We start from the raw sequence: 24,936 nt of genomic DNA, 5'->3' as shown, positions 1-24,936 counted from the left end.
TCTCCTTTCTTATGCAAAATGGACGGAAACCCAGCCCAATGGACCGAATTCTGCCGTCACTGTATCTCCTGGCAAAACGTCAATGGCGGCCGATAAAGCACCTGGCAGAATGAGCTCGCTTGCTTTTAACGGAATGCCGAACTCGTAAAGCTTGTTGGCAAGCCAGGCGACCGCGTGAGCCGGGTGTCCAAGTGCTGCCGCTCCGGCCCCGGTTGCAATCAGCTCTTCATTTTTGAATAAAACCATGCTGGCACTTCTAAAATCAACCTCATCAATGGTTTTCTTCTTGTCACTGAGGACGACCTTTGCCGATGATCCGTTGTCCGCAACCGTATCCACGAGCTTGATTTTCCAGTCGGCGATGCGGCTGTCGATGATCTCAAGTGCTGGAACCACATAATCGGTTGCCATAAGTACATCTAAAAACGTCACGTTGGGCTGAAACAGCTCTTCTCGCAGCACAAAGCCGATTTCTGCTTCGACCCTCGGCTTGATCATGGAGTCAATTCTAACGGTCTCTCCATTTTTCACAGCCATATCATCAAACAAGTGGCCATAATCCGGTTCTGTCACACCGAGCATGTTCTGCATTGCTTTGCTCGTCAGGCCGACCTTCTTCCCGATCACTTTTCGGCCTTCTTCTGTCTTGCTTTTGGCGATCGCAAGCTGAATCTGATAGGCGTCCTCCACGGTAAGGTTCTCAAATCGTTCCGTCAGTGGAGCCACCGGCACGGTCGTGCGTTCAGCCTCAAGCAGTTCCCCTGCGAGCTGATCTATGAATTTTTGCATTGGCGTTTCATCCCTTCTCTATAAAATAAGGAACGAAAGGCATTTAGCACCTTTCGTCTCTAAAATTACTTTTGTTGCTCTTGGAAGTGGTTGATTTCCGTTCCAGGCCGCTCGCTTTCCGCGGGGCGTGCGGTGAGCCTTACCGGCGTGAACGCCTACTTTTTGGCGTAAGCGCCTGCGCGAGTCTCACCTGTCACGCTAGTCCCGCAGGACAAGGAAGGCTCCGGCAGCTTTTTATCGCACGAAGAAAATGTGAAGTTCATTTTCGAGGAGTCTCGCACCTTCCACTCCAATCAACCTGGCAATGAAGTAATTTGAACAAAAGCCTTAACAAAGCAAAATCTTTTAGAAAACAGCCTTATAATTTCATCGTGACCGTTTTTGCCTCAGTATAAAATTCGAAGCTGTGCCGGCCGCCTTCACGCCCGATCCCGCTTGCTTTCGAGCCGCCAAAAGGCGTTCTTAGGTCGCGAATATACCAGCAATTGATCCAGAGCAGTCCTGAATCCACACCTGCCGTCACCCGCTGTGCCCGGCGGATATCGTTCGTCCAGACGACTCCTGCAAGGCCGTACATTGAATCATTGGCGATCCGAATGGCATCTTCTTCGGTTTTAAATGGAATAACCACAAGAACCGGACCGAAAATCTCTTCCTGGGCGACCCGCATGCTGTTGTCCACATCATAAAGGACCGTCGGCTCGTAAAAGTTACCATGCTCCAGCGCTTTCACCCGCTTGCCGCCGCATGCCAGCTTCGCCCCCTCAGTTAGCCCGATCTCTACATAGTTATGTACCGTTTCGAGATGGCTCTTTGAGACAACTGCGCCCATATCTGTCGTTTCATCGGTCGGATCGCCGACTTTAATTTTCTGAACAGCCGCCGTAAACTTTTCCAAAAACTGATCATAGATGCTTTCCTGCAATAACAGGCGCGAACCCGCTAAGCAGATCTCCCCCTGGTTGCGGTAGATCGCATCAAGTGATCCTTGTACCGCTTCATCCAGGTCGGCATCTTCAAACACGATATTCGCTGATTTTCCGCCAAGCTCCAATGAAACAGGGATCAGGTTTTCTGCGGCATTGCGCATGATCGTTTTGCCTGTATTCGATTCACCGACAAATGAGATCCTGCGGACAGACGGATTGGTCGTCATCGCTGTGCCCATCGTGCTGCCCGGACCGGTAATAATGTTCAATACTCCCGGCGGCAGCCCGGCTTCGTTCGCAATCTCACCGAGCATGACTGCACTCAGCGGTGTATAGGAGGCCGGCTTTACAACGACCGTATTGCCTGCAGCAAGAGCAGCCGACGCTTTCCACGTCATCTGCATGAACGGAAGGTTCCACGGGATGATGAGGCTCGTAACCCCGGCTGGAGCATATTTAGCGTAGGACATGATGTTCTGTTTATCGTAATGTTCATGAACCATGTATTTGGACATCTCGGCAAAAAAGCGGAAGTTGGAAGCGGCCCGCGGAATATCAAATCCACGGCTTTCTTTGATCGGCTTGCCAACATCAAGCGTTTCGACCATCGCGAGCTCGTCCACGTTCTCCATGATCAGGCCGGACATCCGGCATAGAATATCAGAGCGTTCCTCTACCGGCATCTTGCTCCAAACACCGCTGTCAAAAGCTTTCTTGGCCGATTCGATCGCACGCTCCGCATCTTCCGGACTTCCGTTCGCAACAGCTGCGAGCTTTTCATTGGTCGCCGGATTGATGGAGTCGAACGTGCTGCCGGAACGGGCCTCTACGTACTCGCCGTCAATAAAAAGAAGCGCGTCTTTCAGTGTTTTTTTATCAGCCGTCATTTCTTTCGTCATATCTGAACCTCCTTACTCTTCGATCTCCAGAATCATCTCGATCTCAATCGCCGTATTGTTCGGAAGCTGTGCCATCCCGACTGCTGAACGCGCGTGTTTTCCTTTTTCGCCAAACACTTGAACGAGCAGATCCGACGCCCCGTTCATCACTTGGGGAGTGGCAGTAAAATCCTCTGTACAGTTCACCATGCCAAGTATCTTCACGACACGCTTCACTCTGCTCAACTCACCAAGCTCCTGCTTCACGACACTGAGAAGATTCAGCATCGACTGCTGGGCGGCCAAATATCCTTCTTCAATCGTTAGTTCCCGGCCCAGTTTGCCATGATACTGATCAACACCCTGACCGGATGTAAAAAGAAGGCTTCCGGTTCTTACACAGCTCACATAGTTTCCGACTGCCGTCCGGACAGGAGCGAGGGTCAGCCCGAGCTCTTCCAGCTTACTCTCCGGATTTTGCACTGTTTGCAAGGACTGCACCCCGTTTCCCGAGTTCCAAATTTAAAAACCGTGCTGCATTCTCACCAAGCATGCCGCGTTTCTGCTCAGCTGTTAACTCGAGCGTTTCATCGATCACCTTGCCAGGATTGATTTCACGCAGCAAAAACGGATAATCAGAACCCATGAAAATTTTCTCGAAGCCAAACCGCTCCATCATATATTTGATGTTCAGCGGATCGTAGTTTAACGAATCAAAATAAAACTGTTTGGCATAATGGCTCGGCGGATGAGTCGTCAGCCTGAGGTGCGGCCAGACGTTCCAGCCTTGATCCAGTCTTGGAATGAGGTAAGGAAACGAACCGCCTCCATGCGCAAAACAGATCTTCAGACGCGGATGCTTCTCCATAATGCCGCTCCAGATGAGCGAGGCCGCTGCAAGCGCCGTCTCACTCGGCATGCCTACCGTATACATGAAGTTATGGTTCGGCATCCGATCCCGTCCGAGCGTCTCCCACGGGTGGATGAAGATTGGCACTTCCCATTTTTCTGCCATCTCAAAAAATAGCAGAAATGACGGATCATCCAAGTTCTTGCCGTTGACGTTCGTTCCGATCTCAATGCCATGCAGCCCAAGTTCATTGATGCAGCGTTCCATCTCCCGGACGGCGGTTACACTCTCCTGCATCGGAACCGTCCCTAAGCCGACAAAACGGTCCGGGTGCTTTGCGGCCGTTTCTGCAATAAAATCGTTCTGAATCTTTGCCATCTCGGTTGCAGCTTCCGGATTCGCCCAGTACGAGAACGTGACCGGAATCGGGGACAGCACCTGAATATCAACGCCTTCCCGGTCCATGTCCTGAATTCGTTTTTCCGGCGACCATACCTGGTCCGTCACATCCCGAAAATTTTTGCCACCCACCATGATGGACGCACCGCACGCACACGTCCGGTTCAGCACCGGCCAGCGCTCTCCGCCGTATTTTTCCGTAAAATCCGGAAAGCTCTCCGGAATGATATGGGTGTGAAAATCTATTCGCACTTCCATTCCTCCACGTTTTCCGGCATGTGGTGGCCGCAATTCTTGCACAAGCGGACTTCCGCATCTGAATTAAAGCTATGGATTGCCTCTTTCACTTGTTTTTCAATATCGTTCAGCTGTACGGTCACCCGGTGCATCTCATGGTTGCACTCATCACAGAACCAGACGAAATCCTCTAGTTCTCCTTCCGCACGCTTGCGCTCGATGACGAGTCCGTACGTGTCCGCTACACGGTGAGGAGAATGTGGAACCATCGCAGGCAGCATGAACACTTCACCTTCTTTTACTGTAACGACCTTTCTTGCCCCGTCTTCCGTAATGCACTCGACATAGCAGTCGCCTTTGATCTGGTAAAAGAACTCGTCTGAAGGGTCGACGTGAAAATCGCGCCGGCGGTTCGGTCCGCCGATGATCATGCAGATGAACTCAGAATCCTGCCAGAGCACTTTGTTGTTCACAGGCGGTTTTAACGCATCCTTATTTTCCTCGATCCATTTAAGCAGATTAAAAGAAAACAGTCGTTCAGCCGTCTTTGTCATTTGGTATTCCTCCCGAATTTTTAATAGAAATACTAGACTTCGATATATCCAAGCTCTTTTGATAGAGTGTTAGCCGTGAGCAGTAGATGCTCCAGAATCCCTTTGCTGTCGCGGCCCTGCATATAAAATGGCTCCCCGACAATGTTCAGTGACGCAATGGTATGGCCGGAGTAGGAGCGGATGGGGGCAGCCACCCCGTACAAACCAAGTTCATTTTCGTTATCGCTCACGGAATAGCCGCGCTTTTTCACTTCCTGAAGCTCGGTTTGCAGCTGAGCCGCACATGTGATGGTATTCGGAGCCCGCTGCACAAGCCCCTTCTCCACGGTGACCTTCACCATGGGAGGGTTTGAGGATAATAGAATCTTTCCTGAGCTCGTGCAGTAGGCAGGCTTTCTTGAACCGACATACGTCGGAATTTCCCGGCTTTCTTTAGGGCTGGCTTTCAGGACGAACACGACCTCTCCTTGATCAAACATGCCGATATGAACCGCCCCGTTAAAACGGCGGATGAGCCCTTCCACAATTGGGAAAGCTCCGCTCAGCATTTCCTTCTGATACATGACCCGGTTGCCCCATTCGAGCAGCTTCCATCCTAGCCTGTATTTTTTCTGGCTGTCCTTGATGAGCATCCCTTCCTGGCACAGGGTATGCAGCAGATGGTGGACAGAACTCGGGTTTAAATCAAGCTTTGTAGCAATGTCGAGGTTCCCCAGCACCGGTTCTTCATCCGTAAAACAGTTCAAGATTCTAGCAATCTTCTGAACAGATCCAATCACATCTCTTCCCCCTTCGCTTCTTTAAAACGGTAAGCTCTGGGCTGCCGGCCATTTCTTATTGCATTACTGTATCAGCGTCAGCGATCCCCTCCTCTTTTTCAGAATGGATAGCCTTTGCCGCTTCCATGGCCCGGTCTGCCTCATATAAAGCCTGGTCCACCAATGGGAATGCGTTCTTGCGTTTATGGTTGTTGTAAAAGATGGCCCGCTTTCGGATCGGGTCTCCCGTGTAATAACGTTCATACTGCAGTGCACGCTGTCCAAACGCTTCTCCTGACAGATCCCATGCGAGTTTAAAGATGCGCACACGGTCAATGGACGAAACGCCTTCACGTCCAACATAGTAACGATCCATATCCTCTCTTAACTCCGGATTTTCAAAATCATAACCTGACGGTGACATAAGCAATCCCCCGGCACCAATGATCTGGATGACTTCGATGGCACGCGGGTAAAAGGTTGGCAGCAAGCCGCGGATGGTCTCCAGCGGAGCGGCTGCCGGCATGTACTCGCCAGAAGGCGTAACCTCACATTCATATTCAGAAACACGCAGCAAGGCACGAATCGTTTCCACGCTTTGAATGAGTTCCCCAAGATCGTTCTGTACGTTCAAATACACATCAACCCCGATGGAATCCGCTAAACGGCAGGCGACATCCACAGCAAACGACAGCTTGGCGAGCCCACGAACGCCTGACTGATGTGCAGGCTGCTGGGCGATCCCTGTTTTCGGATAAAGCAAGTTCGCAGCTTCCACGTTATTGTGGATAAACACACGGTCCCAAGGAACAAGCACATCATTAAACACAAGGAGTGCATCCATTTCCTCAAAACGGGAAGCCAGCGGATGGTCGAACAGTGAACGTTTGCCGTCCTGCATCGGCTCGCGGCAGATGATGCGGAGTCCCGGTGTATCAATCGGAAGCGCAAATGCCAGTGCATACCGCTCATCTCCCGGTTTGAAGCCCGGGAACGAATACACGATGACTTCATCTGTAATTGGAGCAAGTGTCGCAAGCATTTTCGCTCCCCGAACAAGCAGGCCGTCCGGCGTCTCCTCCACTGCTCCAAGGTGAGTGAATGTATCTTTTTGTTCATGCGATGTTTTGCTTCGGTCATTTTGCGGGTTGATGATCGCATGCGTAAGGAACAAGTCGTTATCCCGGATGTATCGGTAGTAATTTTGAATGTTAACGGACCATTCCGGATTGTACTTGTCCAGGAACCAGGAGTTGCTCGCCATCCCGGTGACCACGACGTTCAAAAAGTCCGGTGTTCTTCCCATCAGACCGTACGTAGCGTTAGCATATGCTTCAAACAAGCTGCGCCTTGCCATAACGTCCTCAAGCTTGCGCGGCACGAGAAACGCGTTGGATACACGCTCGCCCGTCTCTTCACAAACATGCGTGATCTTTTCCTGCTGATCAGGATCATGCTGCATATCATACAGCTTCGCGATCTCCAGGATTGGCTGGCGCAAAACAGGCTCGTTGACAATATCCGTCACTTTCCTGCCCTCCAGCCAAATCTCAGGCTGACGGGACTTTAACCCGTCGATATACTGAGCTCCTGTTCGGATTCCCATAGCACTTCCTCCTTCATTTCCTATAGCCTGTCCACACTATAGATGAAAGCGCTTTCTAAACTCAATGAGGTAATTTCATATTATGAAAGTCTAAGATATTTTTTCGCTAAATTTGAATCGTAGAATGGGTGGAATTGAAGTTTTTTAATGTAGAAAATAGAGGTGTTGTGTAAATTTTAGCACACGATTCTGGAAGTTTTGGGTGGAACCGTTCGACAACTTTTGGCGAAATGGCGTGGTTCTGGAGGGTATGAGAAAGCCTGTAGGGTGTGCGGTATTGAATTACTTGCGATTATACCCTGTTTACTTGCGAAAACCGCTCCGTTACTTGCGACTTTACATAGTTTACTTGCAAAACACATCATTTTCATAAAATATGCCCCCTTATTACAAAGATGCAAAAGGTACAGATTGAACCCATTCCCCACGTCTAGTATAGTTTAAATAAAAAGGAGGCTGTGTGATGAGGAGTTCTAACCCTAGTTTAAAAGATTCCACGTTTTCCAAGCTGAGAGGGCAAGGGATCGACCGCCCGATGACCCTTCAGGGGACAGTGAATAAAACGTTCATCCTGCTCGTCCTGTTATGTGCGGGTGCTTTTTATACATGGAATCAATATTTTGATGGAAAACAAGTGGCACCGCTTTTGCTCGCAGGAGTGATCGGGGCTTTCATCGTTTCACTGATCACCATTTTTGTTCCAAAGGCATCACCTTTTCTAGCACCACTTTACGCAATGCTGGAAGGCCTTGCCCTTGGCGGCATCAGTGCCATGTATGAAGCGAAGTTTTCAGGTATTACGACGCAAGCCGTACTACTCACATTCAGCGTGCTCTTTGCGCTTTTGATCGTGTACAAATTAGGCTTGATTAAAGTCACGAAAAATTTCAGGCTTGGCGTCATGTCCGCCACCCTTGGCGTTGCCCTCGTTTATCTGGTTGATCTTGTTCTGCGCCTTTTCGGTCTGAATGTTCCATTTATCCATGAAACCGGTGTATTCGGCATTATCATCAGCCTGGTCATCGTCGGAGTGGCTGCCCTCAATCTTGTCCTTGATTTTGATTTTATTGAACGAGGCGTTGAACAGCGGGCACCCAAATATATGGAATGGTATGCAGGATTCGGCCTCATGCTTACACTCGTCTGGCTGTATCTTGAGATGCTCCGCCTGCTGTCCAAAATTAAGAACTAAAAAAACCTGCTGCGGCAGGTTTTTTTTGTGTCATTAGCTAAGACATTTAGTGATAGTGTATCCTTAGAGGATAACCCCTTCAGAAAAGAGGCGATAATCTTGTTTTCCAGCGACTCATTCAACCGGTACGTGCTGCCTCATTTCCCGATCCTCATCATCGGGGTATCACTTGTCTTGCTTTATGCCGGTTTTCTATATTACCGCGCCAAGGCTACCGGGATGGCGTTTGTGTTTCTCATTCTTGCGGTTGCCGGTGTGGTCATCGCGAATATTTACAAGTAAGCAAAAAGCCAGCGCCTCATTGGGCACTGGCTTTTTCACATTATTACATACTCTCTCTCAACGGCAAGGTATCTTGAGACACTTGAACTCGCTGGCGTTTTGATTTTCTGAAATGAAGCAGCTCGTAGAAGACCGGGACGATGACAAGCGTTAAAATGGTTGCACCTGTCAGTCCACCGATAACAACGACAGCAAGTGATTTTGAAACGAGGCTGCCGTCTTCGGATTGAGAGAACAGAAGCGGAAGCATCGCAAAAATCGTAGCGACCGCTGTCATGATAACTGGGCGTAAGCGTGTACCGCACGCCTCGATGATCGCGTCGCGAATGATCATGGTTTCTTCGTTCTGCTTCACGCGGTCGATAAGTACGATCGCGTTCGTGATGACGATACCGATCAGCATGAGTCCGCCGATTAATGCAGTCGGATCAGCTGGAACGCCTGAAATCAGGAGGCCGAGAACCGCACCGATGGAAGCTAGCGGAAGCGTCATTAAAATAGCGAGCGGCGCACGGAACGTTTTAAACGTAATGACCATAATGAGGTACACGATTAAAATGGAAGCGAGCATCGTCAAACCAAGATCAGCAAAATCGCTGGACTGCTGCTGTGCCGCTCCGCCCTGCTCCAGGCTGACGCCTTTTGGCAAGTCGACTTTTTTCACTTTCTTATCAATAGCTGCGGATACAACTGACAGCTTTTCAGGCTTCACTTCCGCAGAAATGCGGATGAACGGTTTGCCGTCTTTATGAAGCTCGGTGCTTGGTTTATCTTCCTCTGTAATCTGAGCAACTTTGGAAAGAGGCAGAATACCCTGGGCTGTCTGGATGGAAAGATCCTTCAGGTCAGATGCCTTTGAAGGGTTGATTCCTGCGTTCAGCAGCACCGGTGTTGATTTCCCATCCAGCGTAATGGATCCGATCGGCATTGGCTGAATAAGAGAAGCCACCTGCTGTGCAGCCTGCTGGGTGTTCATTTTTTCAGTGTCTACTTTGACGGTATAGACAGGAGCAGTTTTTTCCTGGTTGCTTGAGACCTTATTTACACCTTTCACATCTTTCATTTTGCTCATCAGTTCTTTTGATGTGCTCAAAAGCTCATCAGGATCATTTCCGCTGATGTCATAGGTGATGGCAGAACCGCCACCGCCGCCACCGAATATGGATCCCGCTGAGGCAGTAATGTTTACTCCATTTTCATCTTTCTTCAATTCATTTACTTTCTTGATAAAGGCATCTGCACCGCCTTTTTCTTTCATAACAACGGTGAATTTAACCGTATCTGGAGTGCTGACCTGCCCGTATTTCGCCTCGTCTTCACTGGCTCCATACTGGGTGATCAAATAATCATAGCCCTTGATATCGGAAAGCTTCTCTTCAAAGCCAACCATGCGCTCTTTAATGTCGTCCACTGGCGTGTTGCTTGGGAACACCATATCGACAGCGACCATGCTGGCATCCTCTGCACTGACAGCGCCCTTTGGCAAGGAAACATACAATCCAAGCGAGCCCACAAGTACAACAATTGCAACAATGATCGGAACATATTTATGGTTAAGCGACCATTTTAATACATTTAAATAACGCTTTGGCTGCGAATGCGAAGGAAGCTTCATATTTTTCAGCATGCCCTGGCTCAATAACGGGACGACCGCCAATGCAACTAAAAGGGAAGCAAGCAGCGAATACGTCACCGTAAGTCCGAACGGTAATAAGAATTCTTTCAAGGATCCGTTCACAAGCCCCATCGGAAGGAACACAGCCACCGTAATCAAGGTTGATGACGTAATCGCCCTCGAAACTTCAGCGGTTGCCGCCATCACGTTTTCTTTCGTAAATGCTTTGCTTTGGCTTCTTCGGAAGATATTTTCAACAACAACGATACTGTCATCCACAAGCCGTCCGACAGCTACAGCTACCCCTCCGAGCGTCAGGATGTTCAGCGTAACGCCTGACAGCCAGAGCAGAAGTAGGGTGATCGCGAGTGAAAGCGGGATCGAAACAATCGTTACAAGCGTCGGCTTTACTCTTCGCAGGAACACCAGGATCACGATCGTTGCGAACAGAGCACCGAGAAGAACTTCCTTCATCATGCTGTTCACGGAGTTTTCAACCATGTCACCGGTCGTAAATATCGTGCTGGCCTTTACTCCCGGATTGTCTTTATTGATTTCTTTTACAACAGTCTTCACATCTTTACTGGCAGTCACGGCACTTGAACGGTTTTCCTTAAAGACCGTGATGGCCATGCTTTCTTTTCCGTTGATGCGAAGCACTGTATTTTCCGTGTTTTTGCGCTTAACAGACGCGATATCTTTCAGATGGATCACTGGAGCCTTTGGATTCATCGCCTGAACCGGCACGGCCAGGTTCTCCAGGGCACTAATGGATGTGAGGTTATCCGTCACATTGATCGTGCTCTTCTTTCCGTCAATCGTCGCCCCTCCGGCAGCAACGGATGCATTCTGTCCTTGAAGAACAGTCATCACGCTGTTGACGGGAATCTGCATTTTTTTCATTTTCTTCGTATCGAGCTTCAAGGTCACGCGAGGGGTGTTCTCACCGAAAATACTCGCTTGAGCCAGGCTCTTTTTATTTTCAAAAAGCGGAACGAGGTTCTTTTTCGCTTTTTCCATGTTTTCCTTTGTCAGACCGTCCGCAAAGGTTAAAGAAACCTGGCCGATCGGAATCATGGAAGTGTTCAGCTGCGATACTTGCGGTTTGCCGACGGTTTCAGGAAATTGCAGGCCGCTGACCGCCTCCTGAACCTCTCTTTTTGCATCTTTCATATCCGTTTTTGAATCAAAATTGATCGTAATCTGTGAAAAACCGTCCCCAGTGGTCGACAGTACCGACGACTTTCCTTTAACACCGGCAACGGCTTGCTCCACCGGCTCGGTTACTTTGTCTGTCATCGATCCTGCGTCATATCCCTGCCCGAGCGTTACGACGCTCACCTGCGGATTATCTGCTTCCGGCAGAAATTCCATCGGCAGACGGAAATAGCTGACCGCTCCGATGATTAGCGCGATAATGACCAGCAAAGTCACCGGCGCTTTATTGCGAAAAGCCCATTTTGTTATAAACTGCATACGTTTCCCACCATTCCCCATTTAATTTGTTATAGAGCTGTTAGAACAAACTACCCCTTTGTTTGTTCATCCTCCCCTATGTATGACGGACTGTCTGCCTCATTTGTCCACAATCTTCAAGCAGACTAAAATGCCCATATACAGTATACTTACATTTTAAGGATATATAAACCAAAAAAAGTAAATATATCTTTAAGATCTCATAACATTAGTTTACTTGCTGGCCGATTTTTCCATAATGTCCTCCGGCTGTATTTCCACATACGACTTGAGGCGTATTTTACCTTTCTTATGTGTAAAAGGCTGTTTTCGTAATCTTTGCTGCTCTTGGGAGTGGTTGATTTCCGTTTCAGGCTGCTCGCTTTTACCGGCGCGAGCTCCTACTTTCGCGGAGCGTGCGGTGAGCCTTACCGGCGCCAGCGCCTACTTTCTCGGCGCATAACGCCTGCAGGTCTCACCTGCCACGCTTCCCCCGCAGGACATGGAAGGCTTCAGCAGCGTATTATGCACGAAGAAAATGTGAAGTTCATTTTCGAGGAGTCTCGCTCCTTGCACTCCAATCAACAATCAATTAAGGTTTTTTACAAAATGTTGCCTAGCAACAAGCTTTTAGAAAAGAGCTATGTAAAAAAACCATCCGGGCGGCTTGCCGGATGGTTTTGAATACGGGCGCGTTCTACCTTTTTTCGGGCGCGTTCGCCGAATTTACGGGCGCATATTGAATATTTACTGGCGCGTTCGCTAAATTTACGGGCGCGTTCAGTCCTTTTACGGGCGCCGCCTTTTTTACCGTCATGCGGCAGCATCCCCTTCAAGTCAGTCTCTGCTTACAAGCTCTATAATACCCAATGCCTGATCGCCTGGGCGACACCATCTTCCACGTTGGTGCCTGTCACCCAGTCGGCCGCTTGTTTTACAACGTCCTGAGCATTGCCCATCGCCACGCCAACCCCGGCTTCCGTAATCATTGCGATATCGTTCAGGCTGTCGCCCATCGCGATCACATGACCCATCGTGATGCCAAGCTCCTGGCACACTCGGTTGAGCGCCCGTGCTTTGTTGATTCCAACTGCGTTAACCTCGATGTTCGTGAGACTTGAGTTACTGATCTCGAGCTCCTTGTTCTTCGAGAGTTCCTCGAGTACGAGCTTCCGAACCTCATCATCGGCAATGTTGAAGCCGAATTTCAGCCACTCCATCTCAGCGCAGTTTTCCGGAAAATTTTCGCGCCATACCTTATCCGTCGACACGGCCCAAAACTGTGCACCATGTTTTTTCGTTAACTCCATCATTGCCTCGATATGGTCGTTATGAAGCAGAGTTCGCTCGACAAGGCTGCCTTTGCTGTCCCATACCTCACTGCCGTTTACCGTTACAAGATAAGAATTAAGTTCTAACGATTTCGCATAGTCCCGGCACGTCAAAAGCGAACGGCCTGTGCTGAGGACAACATGCACGCCCTTTGCCTGAGCCTCCCGAATCGCCTGCCGGTTCCCTTCAGAGATCTCCAGCTGTTCATTCAATAATGTTCCGTCCATATCCAGGGCAATAAGCTTAATTTCCTTTTGTTCCACTCCCACTCATAACATCCCTTTCTTCGTTTCGCTACCCACAGATTAGCATAAAATGCACAATATTTCTTACGTTAGGGCTTTTCAGCCAGACCCCTGCTACTTATACCTATGAATGAATGGGAGGAACCATTCTGGTTAAACACTTGTTTAAACAGCTGCTGCTCCAGGAACAGATAAAAAAAGGGGCTGTCCGGAAAGTTGAAAATTGACCTTCAGCAGCACCTTTTTGGCTTGAAAAATCTTCAATGAAAAGTTAATTGAAGTGGAAGATGCGAGACTCCTCGAAAATGAATTTCACATTTTCTTCGTGCGATATAACGCTGCCGAAGCCTTTCTTGTCCTGCGGGACTAGCGGGACAGGTGAGACTCCCGCCGGTGCTTGCACCAAAAAGTAGGCGTTCACGCCGGTAAGATCACCGCACGCCCCCCGAAAGTAGGAGCTCGCGCCGGTAAAAGCGAGCAGCCTGGAACGTAAATCAACAGCTTACAGACTTCTTGGACAGCCCCTTTTCGCTCAACATTCTTATAAGCTCTTCTTGATTTTCACGAACAGAAATCATCTCCTTTTCCAGCACGTCCAATTGCTGTTTTAAAGGAAGCAAGGCTTCATCAAGCACGTGCTGCAGCCTTTCTGCTTTTTCATTTTTAGTCATTTCCATAATTATCACTCCATCTCTATTTTTATCCTGCTTCTAAGTTTAAATCATGTACTCAAAGGAAGTTGTGAGCCAAGTCACATATATCGTTACTTTTATGAAATTACAGGTGCAAAAGCCTGGTAATTAAAGCCACTCTTCGCTCATTTCTTCCGATCTATGTTATCCTAATTATCAGAATTATGTTGCGATAGTTAGGGAGATGTGGGTATGACAGATCAGCGAGAACTGCTTGAGCTTGAAATCGAAGGAATCATCAACGAATCTGGCGAGAATATCATCGTTACCGACAGCGAGGGATATATTTTGCGTGCGGTCAAAAACAGCGAGGAGATGTACGGCATCTCGTCCGAGGAGCTTGTCGGAACGTCCGTCAGAGAGCTCGAGCAGAAGAAAATCTTTAATCCGTCCGTGACGCTAAGGGTAATCCAGCAGAAAAAGCCGGTCACCTTCATGCAGAAAACGGGCACCGGTAAGATCATCATGACCCGCGGTGTACCCATCTTTAATGAAGAAAACGAGATTAAGAGGATCATCAGTTTTTCACATGATATGACGGAAATTGAAGAACTGAAAAGCGAATACGAGAAACTGCAGCTGAAGATGATGCGTTATGAAAACGAAATTGAACAGCTTCGCGGCCGTGAAATTGTGCCATCCGATGTGGTCATCAACAGCAAAGCGATGCAAACCGTGTGGGGACTTGTCCACAAAGTCGCAAAAAGTGACGCCACTGTCGTACTTCAAGGAGAATCCGGTGTCGGTAAAACGGTATTCGCTAAAGCGCTTCATAACGGAAGTGACCGGAAAGACAAGCCGATGATCGAGGTAAACTGCGGGGCGATCCCTGAGAGCCTCTTTGAATCGGAGATGTTTGGATATGAAGCGGGCGCCTTTACCGGGGCGGCCAGCAAAGGAAAAATGGGGCTCATCGAACTCGCCGATCAAGGAACACTCTTTTTAGATGAAGTCGGAGAACTGCCGCTTTCCATTCAGGTCAAACTTCTCAAAGTGCTGCAGGAAAAGAAGGTAACCAGAATGGGAAGCACGAAGAGCCGCACCGTAAACTTCCGGCTCGTAGCGGCAACAAACCGTGATCTCCAAGCGATGGTGAAGGCCGGTACCTTCCGGGATGACCTTTTTTACCGATTGAATGTGGTGCCGATCAGCATTCCCCCGCTTCGGGAACGAAAAGAAGACATCCATCAGCTGACTGAAACCTTCCTGGACAAATTCAACGAAAAGTATGATACCGATAAAACGATGCACCCATCTGCGCTTAAAGCCTTCTGGCAGTATGATTGGCCGGGCAATGTGAGAGAGCTGGAGAACTTAATGGAACGGCTCGTCGTTACGCTCGAAAACAAGACGATCCTGCCTGACCATCTGCCGTTTACGCAAAAAGTGGAGGAAGATGGCGTTCCAGAATACGATGCACAGAGTTCTTCCCTGCGGGAGGCGTTGGAACATGTGGAAAGAAACTGGCTGCTTCGTGCCTGCCGAGACTGCAAGTCCACCTATGAAATGGCTGACTATCTGGGGCTGAGCCAGCCGACTGTCGTTCGCCGTCTTAAAAAATACAATATCGATTCAAAAACGAATCATTGATTCTGAAACGAATCAAGATACGTAATGTTTAATTCACAAGTGAATTAAACACTTGTTCAAAACCTTACATCACTGTTTGGCACGGAACTTGCAACTATCTTTTGAAAGCGCTTATAAATCTGAAAAGTGCAAACATACTGGCAAAGGGTGGTTATGATGGAAACTCAAAAATCCTATGAACAATTGGCAGAACTTGATAAAAAGCATTTTTTGCATCCAACAACAGCAATCAAGCAGCAGCAGGCAACTGGGCCTGATTTTATTTTAACGAAGGGCGAAGGCATCCGCCTTTATGATCTAAAAGGAAGAAGCGCCATCGACGGCCTCTCCTCTCTTTGGAACGTGAACATCGGGCATGGGCGCGAGGAAATCGGTCAAGTGGCTTACGAGCAGATGAAAACACTCGGCTACAGCTCTTGCTTTGCGACCTTCAGCAACGAGCCCGCGATCAAACTGGCCGCAAAACTGGCTGAGATCGCACCAGGCAATCTGACCGCGACCTTCTTTACGTCAGGCGGATCTGAATCCAACGACACGGCCTATAAGCTCGCACGCCACTATTGGATCTTAAAGGGCCAGCCGGAGCGCAAGAAAATCATCTCCAGATCGCAGTCCTACCACGGGGTAGCGATGGGAGCGACAAGCGCGACTGGCCTCAAGCCGTTCCGTGATTTCACGAACTCCTTGGCTCCGGACTTTTATTATGTGGATCATTTTTCACCGCAAGCACTCAGAGACAAGATTCAGGAAGAGGGCCCTGAAACGGTTGCTGCTTATATCGCGGAACCGGTTCAAGGAGCAGGCGGCGTTCATATCGCACCGGATGGTTATTTTAAAGAAATCAGAAGCATCTGTGACGAGTTTGGCATCCTTTTTATCACGGACGAAGTGATTACTGCATTCGGCCGTACCGGTACGTATTTCGGAATTGACCATTATGATGTTGCGCCTGACATGATGTGCTTCGCAAAAGGGATCACAAGCGGCTATGCCCAGCTCGGCGGTGTCATGATCTCAGAAACGATGCACAACGATTTTATCGAGCTGTCAGAAGGAACGCTTCTTCACGGCTACACGTACAGCGGACATCCGATGGCCTGTGCCGTTGCATTGAAGAATCTGGAGATCCTTGAACGAGAGAACTTAATCGATAATGCCCGTGTGATGGGTGAAGAATTACTGAAAGGCTTTAAACAGATCCAGTCAGAACGCTCGATTGTCGGTGACGTCAGAGCACTCGGCCTCATAGGAGCGGTTGAACTCGTGAAGAACAAAGATACCAACGAACGATTCCCGGAGCCACTCGCTCCAAAAGTATTGGCAGAAGCGGCGAAACGCGGGCTCATCATGCGTTCTGTTACGTTCGATAACCAGGATACGCTCGTATTCGCACCGCCGCTGATCATCAATAAACAGGAAATCAGCGAACTCATCCAGATTTTAAACGAAGCGATCGAAGCGGTAGAAAGCAAAGCCGTTTCAACATTCAACTAGAAACACAGGAGGGATCTCATGCTATCACTGATCGAGGTAACCAACCCGGCAACAAACGCCGTAGTCGATACCGTACCGAACGGAGGACGAGAAGAAGCCCGTGCGTCAGCGGATGCTGCTTATATTGCGTTTAAAAGCTGGTCGAAACGGACCGCTGAAGACCGCGCTGCCCTGCTTATGAAATGGCACCAGCTCATTGAAGAATCCAAGCTGGAACTGGCCGAACTCATGACAAGTGAACAAGGAAAACCGTTAAAAGAAGCGATCGGCGAGATCACCTACGCCAACAGCTTCATTTCCTGGTATGCGGAGGAAGGAAGACGGGTGTACGGGCAAACTATTCCCGCTTCCCATCCAGACAAGCGAATCCTCGTGCAGAAGCAGCCCGTCGGTGTGATCGCCGCGATTACGCCATGGAACTTCCCGGCCGCCATGATTACGAGAAAAGTGGCTCCTGCTCTTGCTGCAGGATGTACGGCGGTCGTCAAGCCAGCGGAACAAACACCCTTAACGGCCATCCGGCTGGCTGAACTTGCTGTGGAAGCCGGCATACCAAAAGGCGTGCTGCAGGTCGTAACCGGAGAAGCAGCTGAAATCTCGGACGCCTGGATGGAAGACACACGCGTGCGAAAGATCTCGTTTACAGGTTCTACTGAAGTCGGCAAGCTGCTCATGCGGAAAGCTGCCGATACGGTGAAAAAGATTTCCCTGGAACTTGGCGGACACGCTCCCTTTATCGTGATGGAGGATGCCAATATTGAAAAAGCCGTACAGGGATTGCTCGCTTCCAAGTACCGAAACGCTGGCCAAACGTGCGTATGTACAAACCGCGTGTATGTTCAGGATTCGATCGCAGAGGAGTTCAGCACCGCTTTTGTAAAAGCTGTTTCAGCGCTAAAAGTAGGAAACGGCCTGGAAGACGGAACGGACATCGGGCCGTTAATTGATCTAAACGCTGTTGAAAAAGTACAGCAGCATGTGCAGGACGCTCTGGAGAAAGGCGGAACGCTTGCTTGCGGCGGATCATCTCATGAGGGCTCCCTGTTCATGGAGCCGACCGTCATCACAAGCGCAACCGACGACATGCTCTGCATGAACGAAGAAACGTTTGGACCGCTGGCACCAATCGCCACGTTCAAAACGGCAGAGGAAGTCATCGAGCGGGCCAACAACACACCTTATGGCCTTGCAGCTTATGTTTATACAGAAAACCTAAGCCACGCACTCACCCTTTCCGAAGAGCTCGAGTATGGCATCGTCGGATTGAACGATGCCTTGCCGTCCGTCGCTCAGGCACCATTTGGCGGAACGAAGCAAAGCGGATTGGGCCGGGAAGGCGGCCATTTTGGAATCGAGGAGTATTTGGAAGTGAAATACGTTTCCATCGGCTTATAGCATTTTGAACCATACTTTCACTATAAAAGGTCAGGGAGGCGAAAACGATTGAAGAATAAAGAAGGACTGCAGAAACAACTGAAAACAAGGCACATCACCATGATCTCCTTGGGAGGCATTATCGGAGCAGGGCTGTTTGTCGGCGCAGGCTCCGTCATCAACTCTACCGGACCGGCCGCCGTCATGTCGTATGCATTTGCCGGCATACTCGTCGTGTTCCTTATGCGGATGCTTGGCGAGATGGCCGCCCGCAATCCGGACAGCGGCTCATTTGCCACCTACGCCCGTGAAGCCATCGGGCCATGGGCAGGATACACCATCGGCTGGCTCTACTGGTTCTTCTGGGTCATCGTCATCGCCATCGAGGCTGTAGCCGGCGGAGCGATTGTTCACGGATGGATTCCTTCCATTCCGATCTGGACATGGAGCCTCATCTTAACCGTCTTGCTCACCATGACCAACATCTTCTCCGTTAAATCATTCGGAGAGTTCGAATATTGGTTCGCATTAATCAAAATTGTCGCCATCACGCTCTTTATGGGAATCGGATTGGCGATCATCTTCCATCTGTTCCCGGGCATTAAATCTCCGGACACAGCCAACCTGGTCGGAAGAGGCGGTTTTGCTCCGAACGGATTAAGCTCTATTTTCCTTGGAGTAGCAACCGTCATCTTCGCCTACTTTGGAGCTGAGATTGCGGCCATTGCGGCAGGCGAATCAGAAGATCCGAAAAAGACGATCCGGATCGCCATCAAAAGTGTTGTCTGGCGTATTCTCATTTTCTACATCGGTTCCGTCGCCATTCTCGTTACCTTGCTGCCGTGGAACTCAACAACTGCGCTGGAAAGCCCATATGTAACGATGCTGAAGATGGTCAACATTCCAGGTGCAGGCCTGATCATGAACATTGTTGTCTTGACGTCTGTGCTTTCCTGTTTGAACTCAGCACTCTATACGAACTCACGCATGATTTATTCTCTCGCTCAGCGTGGAGATGCACCAAAAGGATTCCTTAAGCTGAGCAAGCAAGGCGTTCCGGTCCGGGCGGTTTGGGCAGGAACCATCGTTGCCTTTATCGCTGCCATCTTTAACTTTGTATCACCGGACAAGCTGTTTCAGTTCCTCGTCAACGCATCCGGTGCCATCGCCTTGATCGTATACCTGGCGATTGCCATCTCGCACATCGTGATCCGGCGTCGAGCAGAAGCTAAAGGCGAAGCCCTTGAATTGAAAATGTGGCTCTTCCCGGGCTTATCGTACTTTGTGATCGCAAGCATCGTCGTCATTCTTGTGTCGATGGCATTTATCAGCTCCATGCGCTCACAGCTGCTCCTTACCTTGCTCGTAACAGCAGCGGTCATCGCTTCCTATTTCTTATTGAAAAAGAGAAATGAAGCCGAGAGAAGCCGTTATGAAGAAAAAACGGCAAGCCCGATGATTGATTAAATAAGGAAGCCCCGCCCTTTTGCTGGTTTGCTGGCTGGAGGGTGGGGTTTTTGCGGTTTTATGGCTGGAGGATTTTCTGATCGTTTAGTTGAATTTCATTTACAGAAAGGAGTGGCATGATGAATTTTAGTATGACAGAAGCGATAGAAATTCTGGAACGCACCCCGCAATCATTAGCGTATTTTTTGTCCGATTTATCCCCTGGCTGGCTGCAATGCAATGAAGGCGAAGGAACGTGGAATGCAGATGAAGTAATCGATCATCTCATTGAGGGAGAGAAAAGCAACTGGATCCCAAGGCTGGAGATGATTCTTCAGGACGGTGAAAGTAAACCTTTTCCCCCGTTTGATCGCTATGCTCATATAAATGATGAACCTGAGACGCCGATTGAACAAAAGCTGGCTGAATTCAAATCTCTTAGAACAGAAAATATCAATAAACTAAAAACGCTGATGGATGATGACGGAGCGCTTCTTGAAAAGAAAGGAACCCACCCTGCATTTGGACCAGTAAAAGGGCGAGAACTCATTTCTACGTGGGTCGTTCATGATATGACGCACATCGCTCAAATCGTCCGTGTGATGGCGGAAAGGTACAGGACAGATGTTGGGCCGTGGATTGAATATTTGGGGATATTGAAGAAGTAAGACGGCTGGTAGTTTACCATAATTGCAGTTTGGACAGTAAATGTGGGAGATTGGACAGTATTTCCTTCACTTTGGACAGTATTTCTATCATTCTGGACAGTAAATTCTGCATTTCGGACAGTATTTTCCCTCACACATCACAAAACAACCCACACGGCCTATGCCGGGTGGGTTTCCTAATTTGCTTACATCGACGTCATCGCCCAAATCGACACCGACACACCCTCTCCAGAATTAATATACCGATGAGGCGTCGTGCTAGAGAAATGTATGCTGTCTCCTTCATGAAGATGAATCTCTTTTTCTCCCAAAATAACCTTCAGTTCACCCTTCAGCACAATCCCGCACTCTTCACCCTGGTGAGAAACAAGCTCTGCTTCACTCATTTCCCCCGGCTCGATCTCGACCATCAGAAAATCGAGTTTCCCACCGCGGTTTGGCGTCAGCTCATGGTACTTTACCTTTTCATCAGAAAGCTGGATCAACCGGCGCTGCTGTTTCCGTACGACGAGCTCATCTTCTTCCACACCTTCAAAAAAGTAATGCAGAGGAACACTCAGACTGCTGCAGATTTTCCAAAACGTGCTGACCGTGGGATCGACCAGTCCTCGCTCAATCTGAGACAGCAGGCTGGGGCTTAATCCGGTTTGCAATGCGAATTCCTGCAGCGTGAAGTTGCGCTGCTTCCGCAGTTCTCGAAGCCGCTCTCCCTGAATCAAAGCTACTCCTCCTTATTCTTGGAGATGACAGGCAAAGCCATGCTCCTCTGTCTTATTTTCAAACGGGGGAGCCTTCAGGCAAACTTCCATCCGGAAAGGACAGCGATCATAAAACACACACGCCTCATTCCCCGCTTTCACTTCAGCAGGCTGTGCAAAACTTAACTTTTCCGCATCCTCTGACTCAAAAATACTCGGCAAAGACGAAAGCAATATTTTTGTATATGGATGGCCCGGCCGTTCAAAGAGCTCAGCTGAAGGGCCCAGCTCCACAATTCTGCCTTTGTACATGACCGCTATCTGATCACACATGTATCGAATCACAGACATGTTGTGGGAAATGAACAGATACGTTAATTGACGTTCTCTCTTCAGTTCCTTCAGCAAGTTCAGCACCTGGGCCTGAACCGAGACATCCAGTGCAGAGGTTGGTTCATCCAGCACGATAAACGAAGGATCAGTGATGAGTGCACGGGCAATCGCAATCCTCTGACGCTGCCCGCCGCTGAATTCATGCGGATAGCGGTCAAGGTGCTCCGCTTTTAATCCGACCCGTTTCATCAGAGAAATAAGGCGCAAGCGCTCTCCTTTTTCTTTTCGCTGCTTGCTGTCCAGTGCCAGCAGCGGCTCGAGAATAATATCCTTCACCCGCATCCGCGGATCGAGTGAAGACTGCGGATCCTGAAACACGGTTTGGATTTCGCCCGGCCGGGGACGCTTAAATTTGTTCTTTTTCCATAAAGGATTCCCTTGGTAATGAATTATTCCATCTGATGGCACTTCCAGGCCGATCAGCATCTTTCCGATCGTGCTCTTCCCGGAGCCTGATTCACCGACAAGTCCGAGAACACTTCCTTTTTTAACACGAAGATTAGCGTCACTGACCGCCTGAATCACATGCTTCCCTTTAGAAAACGACTTCTCCACTTTTTCAAATTGAATGAGTGTACTCAATGGCTTGTCCCCCTCAACCAGCAGGCTGCTGAACGGTTATCTGATACCGGTTCAAGAGCAGGCGCAGAAACACCGCATATATCGATAGCTTTGCTGCACCTCGAAGCAAAGGCACAGCCAGCCGGCCGGTTCTGAAGATCTGGAACTTCACCTGGAATCGCTTTTAACGGCTGGCCGGGATCCGCCAGATCAGGAAGGGCGTGCAGCAGTGCTTCCGTATACGGATGAGAAGGCGCGTTCAAGACCTCTTCTGTCTTCCCTTCCTCCACCACCTCTCCGGCATACATGACCATGACTCGGTCGCACACCCTGGACACAACACCTAAATCATGCGTGATCAATAGGACGGACGTCCCTCTTTTGGCATTCAGCTCTTTGATCAACTGTAAAATTTCCTGCTGAATGGTAACATCAAGGGCAGTTGTTGGCTCATCGGCGATCAGCAGATCGGGTGGTGCAGACATCGCAAGTGCAATCACAATCCGCTGGCGCATGCCTCCGCTCAATTCAAACGGATACTTTTTAGCCACAAACTCAGGATCATGGATATGCACTTCACGCAAGGCTTGAACGGCCAGCCGGTACGCTTCTTTTTTCGAGACGCCGCGATGGCGCTTCATCACTTCTGCGAGCTGATTCCCAACTTTCATCGTTGGATGCAGGGCGGTCATCGGCTCCTGAAACACCATGCCGATCTTCTTGCCCCGAAGGCTCTGCATCTCTTTTTTTCCAAGCCTCATAAGGTTCTGTCCCAGATAGGAGATCTCGCCGTTTGAGATGTGAGCGTTGGAGCCGAGCAGCCCTAAAATGGATAGAGCGGTCACCGATTTACCTGAACCCGACTCCCCCACAACCCCTAAAATTTCTCCTTTATCAATCGAAAGGCTGACATTGCGAAGGGCCTGAACCTTACCTCTCATGCCTGTAAAATCCACACATAAATCTTTCATCTCCAATACCATAATGCACCCCTCCTAACGTCCGGCCTTGGGATCCAGAATGTCACGGATCCCGTCACCAATTAAATTTAACGAACCTGCAGACAGGAAGAGGAACAATCCAGGAAATGCCGGGTACCACCAATAATCCAATAAGTATTTCCAGCCAATGCTGATCATCGCGCCCCATTCCGGTGTGGGCGGCTGAGCTCCCAAACCGAGAAAACCGAGCGTAGCGATCATGAGGATGGCATCGCCGACATCAAGAGTCGCTTGAATGATGACCGGTGACACGGAGTTTGGAACGATGTGTTTCACAATGATCCGCCATGGGTTAATCCCGAACGATTCTGCAGATTTCACGAACAATTTTTCCTTAATAACGAGCGACTCCCCCCGAGCAAGCCGGACATAGACTGGTATCTTCACGATTGCTATGGCGAGCATCGCGTTTTGCAGGCTCGGTCCAAGAGCAGCAGCAAGAGCCATCGCCAGGATCAGCGTCGGAAAGGCCATCACCATATCCATGATCCGCATGATGATCAAGTCCAGCACGCCGCCAAAATAACCTGAAACCGTTCCTATTAGAATTCCGATGATACTCGCAATGATGATAACGGTGATCCCGACACCAAGCGAGATCCTTGCTCCGTACAAGATCCTCGTTAGAATATCCCTTCCTACTTCATCCGTACCAAACCAGTGATGAAGCGACGGTGCCTGAAACTTTTGGGAGATATCAATTTGCGTTGGGTCATAGGAAGTCAAGACCGGCGCGAGCAGCGAACAGAGGACGATGAATGCCAGAATGCCTATGCCCACCCACGTCATCTGGTTTTGTTTCAGCTTGTACCAGAAAGGGTGAACCGCCTTAATCGGCTGGGGCTGATTGGTTTCCCTGTGCAGAGGTGTCTCCATGTCCTCCCTCCTATCCTTTAATTTGCGGATCCAAAACGTAATACGTCAGATCCACAATGAGATTGATGATGACGTATCCGACCGCGATCAGCAGGGTAAAGCCCATCATGGCCGGAAAATCAAGATAGGCAATCGAGTCGACCACGTATTTTCCCATACCCGGCCAGCCAAAAATCGTTTCAGTCACCACGGCTCCCCCTAAGAGTGAGCCAAAGGAAATGCCGACGACGGTAATAGTGGGAATCAACGCATTTCTTAGTGCGTAACGGAAGAACAAGAAGGGCCCATGAATGCCATTGGCAATCGCTGTACGAATGTATTCCTGCTCCATAATTTCAAGCATGCTTGCCCGCACCTGCCGCGTAATGACCGCTAATTGCGCGTAAGACAGCACGATGGCCGGCAGCAGAATATGATGAAGACTGCTTTTCAGTGCGACCATATCTCCGCTCAGCAGACTGTCCAAAATATAAAAGCCTGTGATGTGAGTCGGCGGATGGATATTGATGTCCAAACGTCCGTTGGCTGGAAACCATCCCAAATAGCCGTAAAAAATTAAGATCATAACAAGCCCGCTCCAAAATACAGGCGTGGAAACTCCGCTGATGGAAAAGATCCGGCTGGCATGATCCCAGATGCTGTTCTTTTTCACTGCCGCCAGCACGCCGAGAGGAATGCCGATGCCTAAGGCAAAGAGAAAAGCAATCACCGCCAGTTCCATCGTGGCAGGAAAAAAGGCTTCCAGATCATCCAGGACCGGCTTTTGCGTACGGATAGACGTTCCAAGATCACCACTAACTATTCCTTTCATGTACGTTTCATATTGAATCCAAAGGGGCTGGTCCAACCCGAGCTGCTGGCGTACCTGCTGCAGGGTTTCCTGATTGGCCCGCTGCCCGACCATCATCCGGGCAGGATCACCCGGAATGACGTGTGACAGCAGAAAGGAGACCAAAGTGACGCCGAACACGACGAAGAGAAGGAGGCCCATTCGGTTTAGAATCATCTTCTTCATGTTTCAA

24 protein-coding genes are annotated in these 24,936 nt (G+C 49.4%); 7 read left to right on the top strand and 17 right to left on the bottom strand.

Annotated elements, in window-relative coordinates; genetic code table 11:
• Positions 1-9 precede the first annotated feature (9 nt).
• The 7 genes from OKX00_RS02990 to OKX00_RS02960 all read right to left on the bottom strand — a co-directional run bounded on the left by OKX00_RS02990 (position 10) and on the right by OKX00_RS02960 (position 7,000).
• Positions 10-789, bottom strand: coding sequence for a 2-keto-4-pentenoate hydratase (locus tag OKX00_RS02990; RefSeq protein WP_265409361.1), 780 nt, complete (start codon positions 787-789; stop codon positions 10-12).
• A 358-nt stretch (positions 790-1,147) separates the two neighbouring features.
• Positions 1,148-2,617 carry an aldehyde dehydrogenase gene (locus OKX00_RS02985; RefSeq protein ID WP_265409360.1) on the bottom strand — a complete coding sequence of 490 codons (1,470 nt, stop codon included), beginning with the start codon at positions 2,615-2,617 and terminating at the stop codon, positions 1,148-1,150.
• Between the two features lie 12 nt (positions 2,618-2,629).
• Positions 2,630-3,088 (bottom strand): RidA family protein, encoded by a 459-nt coding sequence (locus tag OKX00_RS02980; RefSeq protein WP_053356786.1) that lies wholly within the window; start codon positions 3,086-3,088, stop codon positions 2,630-2,632.
• Positions 3,060-4,103, bottom strand: a complete 1,044-nt coding sequence (locus OKX00_RS02975) for an amidohydrolase family protein (RefSeq protein ID WP_091002523.1) — start codon at positions 4,101-4,103, stop codon at positions 3,060-3,062. The genes OKX00_RS02980 and OKX00_RS02975 overlap by 29 nt, the downstream gene beginning before the upstream one ends.
• Positions 4,088-4,636: a 3-hydroxyanthranilate 3,4-dioxygenase gene (gene nbaC, locus OKX00_RS02970; protein ID WP_053356784.1), complete on the bottom strand. Its 549-nt coding sequence runs from the start codon at positions 4,634-4,636 to the stop codon at positions 4,088-4,090. The genes OKX00_RS02975 and nbaC overlap by 16 nt, the downstream gene beginning before the upstream one ends.
• Before the next feature lie 32 nt (positions 4,637-4,668).
• On the bottom strand, positions 4,669-5,415 hold the full coding sequence (locus tag OKX00_RS02965; RefSeq protein WP_062237431.1) for an IclR family transcriptional regulator: 747 nt from the start codon (positions 5,413-5,415) through the stop codon (positions 4,669-4,671).
• A gap of 55 nt (positions 5,416-5,470) precedes the next feature.
• A complete protein-coding gene (locus OKX00_RS02960) occupies positions 5,471-7,000 on the bottom strand; it encodes a 4-hydroxyphenylacetate 3-hydroxylase family protein (protein WP_265409359.1) in 1,530 nt (509 codons plus the stop codon).
• Positions 7,001-7,463: 463 nt separating this feature from the next.
• Here OKX00_RS02960 and OKX00_RS02955 point away from each other — a divergent pair, with 463 nt between their 5' ends.
• Entirely contained in the window at positions 7,464-8,192 is a 729-nt protein-coding gene (locus OKX00_RS02955) for a Bax inhibitor-1/YccA family protein (protein ID WP_265409358.1), read from the top strand.
• 99 nt (positions 8,193-8,291) lie between these two features.
• Positions 8,292-8,474, top strand: coding sequence for a hypothetical protein (locus tag OKX00_RS02950; RefSeq protein ID WP_265409357.1), 183 nt, complete (start codon positions 8,292-8,294; stop codon positions 8,472-8,474).
• Between the two features lie 43 nt (positions 8,475-8,517).
• Here OKX00_RS02950 and OKX00_RS02945 read toward each other — a convergent pair whose 3' ends face one another.
• From OKX00_RS02945 to OKX00_RS02925, 5 genes are all read right to left on the bottom strand, one after another.
• A complete protein-coding gene (locus OKX00_RS02945; protein WP_265409356.1) occupies positions 8,518-11,565 on the bottom strand; it encodes an efflux RND transporter permease subunit in 3,048 nt (1,015 codons plus the stop codon).
• A gap of 620 nt (positions 11,566-12,185) precedes the next feature.
• Positions 12,186-12,380 carry a hypothetical protein gene (locus OKX00_RS02940; RefSeq protein WP_265409355.1) on the bottom strand — a complete coding sequence of 65 codons (195 nt, stop codon included), beginning with the start codon at positions 12,378-12,380 and terminating at the stop codon, positions 12,186-12,188.
• A 21-nt stretch (positions 12,381-12,401) separates the two neighbouring features.
• Positions 12,402-13,103, bottom strand: coding sequence for a Cof-type HAD-IIB family hydrolase (locus tag OKX00_RS02935; protein ID WP_265410454.1), 702 nt, complete (start codon positions 13,101-13,103; stop codon positions 12,402-12,404).
• Between the two features lie 289 nt (positions 13,104-13,392).
• Positions 13,393-13,542 (bottom strand): hypothetical protein, encoded by a 150-nt coding sequence (locus tag OKX00_RS02930; protein ID WP_265409354.1) that lies wholly within the window; start codon positions 13,540-13,542, stop codon positions 13,393-13,395.
• 73 nt (positions 13,543-13,615) lie between these two features.
• Positions 13,616-13,798: a hypothetical protein gene (locus OKX00_RS02925; RefSeq protein ID WP_265409353.1), complete on the bottom strand. Its 183-nt coding sequence runs from the start codon at positions 13,796-13,798 to the stop codon at positions 13,616-13,618.
• 207 nt (positions 13,799-14,005) lie between these two features.
• On the opposite strand from OKX00_RS02925, the gene OKX00_RS02920 reads away from it, so the two are divergent.
• The 5 genes from OKX00_RS02920 (at position 14,006) to OKX00_RS02900 (ending at position 20,385) form a co-directional block, all read left to right on the top strand.
• Complete coding sequence (locus OKX00_RS02920) at positions 14,006-15,403, top strand: sigma-54 interaction domain-containing protein (RefSeq protein ID WP_265409352.1); 1,398 nt, start codon at positions 14,006-14,008, stop codon at positions 15,401-15,403.
• A 153-nt stretch (positions 15,404-15,556) separates the two neighbouring features.
• Complete coding sequence (locus tag OKX00_RS02915) at positions 15,557-16,897, top strand: aminotransferase family protein (RefSeq protein WP_265409351.1); 1,341 nt, start codon at positions 15,557-15,559, stop codon at positions 16,895-16,897.
• Positions 16,898-16,915: 18 nt separating this feature from the next.
• Entirely contained in the window at positions 16,916-18,292 is a 1,377-nt protein-coding gene (locus OKX00_RS02910) for an NAD-dependent succinate-semialdehyde dehydrogenase (RefSeq protein ID WP_265409350.1), read from the top strand.
• A 99-nt stretch (positions 18,293-18,391) separates the two neighbouring features.
• Complete coding sequence (locus OKX00_RS02905) at positions 18,392-19,738, top strand: amino acid permease (RefSeq protein WP_265410453.1); 1,347 nt, start codon at positions 18,392-18,394, stop codon at positions 19,736-19,738.
• A gap of 119 nt (positions 19,739-19,857) precedes the next feature.
• Positions 19,858-20,385 carry a DinB family protein gene (locus tag OKX00_RS02900; protein ID WP_265409349.1) on the top strand — a complete coding sequence of 176 codons (528 nt, stop codon included), beginning with the start codon at positions 19,858-19,860 and terminating at the stop codon, positions 20,383-20,385.
• Positions 20,386-20,570: 185 nt separating this feature from the next.
• Here the strand turns inward: OKX00_RS02900 and OKX00_RS02895 are convergent, their stop codons facing one another.
• The 5 genes from OKX00_RS02895 to OKX00_RS02875 are packed head-to-tail and all read right to left on the bottom strand — an operon-like array spanning position 20,571 to position 24,929.
• A complete protein-coding gene (locus tag OKX00_RS02895; protein ID WP_062237413.1) occupies positions 20,571-21,104 on the bottom strand; it encodes a helix-turn-helix domain-containing protein in 534 nt (177 codons plus the stop codon).
• Positions 21,105-21,116: 12 nt separating this feature from the next.
• Positions 21,117-22,058, bottom strand: a complete 942-nt coding sequence (locus OKX00_RS02890; RefSeq protein ID WP_265409348.1) for an oligopeptide/dipeptide ABC transporter ATP-binding protein — start codon at positions 22,056-22,058, stop codon at positions 21,117-21,119.
• Positions 22,055-23,020 (bottom strand): ABC transporter ATP-binding protein, encoded by a 966-nt coding sequence (locus OKX00_RS02885; RefSeq protein WP_265409347.1) that lies wholly within the window; start codon positions 23,018-23,020, stop codon positions 22,055-22,057. Before OKX00_RS02885 ends, OKX00_RS02890 begins: the two co-directional genes overlap by 4 nt.
• A gap of 12 nt (positions 23,021-23,032) precedes the next feature.
• Positions 23,033-23,914 (bottom strand): ABC transporter permease, encoded by an 882-nt coding sequence (locus OKX00_RS02880; protein WP_053356772.1) that lies wholly within the window; start codon positions 23,912-23,914, stop codon positions 23,033-23,035.
• Between the two features lie 10 nt (positions 23,915-23,924).
• A complete protein-coding gene (locus tag OKX00_RS02875; protein ID WP_265409346.1) occupies positions 23,925-24,929 on the bottom strand; it encodes an ABC transporter permease in 1,005 nt (334 codons plus the stop codon).
• Positions 24,930-24,936: the final 7 nt, after the last annotated feature.

It is taken from the genome of Fictibacillus sp. KU28468, from assembly GCF_026153615.1.
GTDB lineage: Bacteria > Bacillota > Bacilli > Bacillales > Fictibacillaceae > Fictibacillus_C > Fictibacillus_C marinisediminis.
The sequence above is the reverse complement of the archived record's forward strand: the minus strand, read 5'-3'. Positions and strand labels throughout refer to the sequence as shown.

Bases quoted from the DNA above. Each gene is read 5' to 3' on its own strand.
- OKX00_RS02935 (WP_265410454.1), bottom strand. From the start codon at position 13,103: ATGGACGGAACATTATTGAATGAACAGCTGGAGATCTCTGAAGGGAAC.
- nbaC (WP_053356784.1), bottom strand. From the start codon at position 4,636: ATGACAAAGACGGCTGAACGACTGTTTTCTTTTAATCTGCTTAAATGG.
- OKX00_RS02955 (WP_265409358.1), top strand. From the start codon at position 7,464: ATGAGGAGTTCTAACCCTAGTTTAAAAGATTCCACGTTTTCCAAGCTG.
- OKX00_RS02985 (WP_265409360.1), bottom strand. From the start codon at position 2,617: ATGACGAAAGAAATGACGGCTGATAAAAAAACACTGAAAGACGCGCTT.
- OKX00_RS02920 (WP_265409352.1), top strand. From the start codon at position 14,006: ATGACAGATCAGCGAGAACTGCTTGAGCTTGAAATCGAAGGAATCATC.
- OKX00_RS02885 (WP_265409347.1), bottom strand. From the start codon at position 23,020: ATGGTATTGGAGATGAAAGATTTATGTGTGGATTTTACAGGCATGAGA.
- OKX00_RS02925 (WP_265409353.1), bottom strand. From the start codon at position 13,798: ATGGAAATGACTAAAAATGAAAAAGCAGAAAGGCTGCAGCACGTGCTT.
- OKX00_RS02880 (WP_053356772.1), bottom strand. From the start codon at position 23,914: ATGGAGACACCTCTGCACAGGGAAACCAATCAGCCCCAGCCGATTAAG.
- OKX00_RS02910 (WP_265409350.1), top strand. From the start codon at position 16,916: ATGCTATCACTGATCGAGGTAACCAACCCGGCAACAAACGCCGTAGTC.
- OKX00_RS02905 (WP_265410453.1), top strand. From the start codon at position 18,392: ATGATCTCCTTGGGAGGCATTATCGGAGCAGGGCTGTTTGTCGGCGCA.
- OKX00_RS02990 (WP_265409361.1), bottom strand. From the start codon at position 789: ATGCAAAAATTCATAGATCAGCTCGCAGGGGAACTGCTTGAGGCTGAA.
- OKX00_RS02960 (WP_265409359.1), bottom strand. From the start codon at position 7,000: ATGGGAATCCGAACAGGAGCTCAGTATATCGACGGGTTAAAGTCCCGT.
- OKX00_RS02875 (WP_265409346.1), bottom strand. From the start codon at position 24,929: ATGAAGAAGATGATTCTAAACCGAATGGGCCTCCTTCTCTTCGTCGTG.
- OKX00_RS02915 (WP_265409351.1), top strand. From the start codon at position 15,557: ATGATGGAAACTCAAAAATCCTATGAACAATTGGCAGAACTTGATAAA.
- OKX00_RS02900 (WP_265409349.1), top strand. From the start codon at position 19,858: ATGAATTTTAGTATGACAGAAGCGATAGAAATTCTGGAACGCACCCCG.
- OKX00_RS02945 (WP_265409356.1), bottom strand. From the start codon at position 11,565: ATGCAGTTTATAACAAAATGGGCTTTTCGCAATAAAGCGCCGGTGACT.
- OKX00_RS02975 (WP_091002523.1), bottom strand. From the start codon at position 4,103: ATGGAAGTGCGAATAGATTTTCACACCCATATCATTCCGGAGAGCTTT.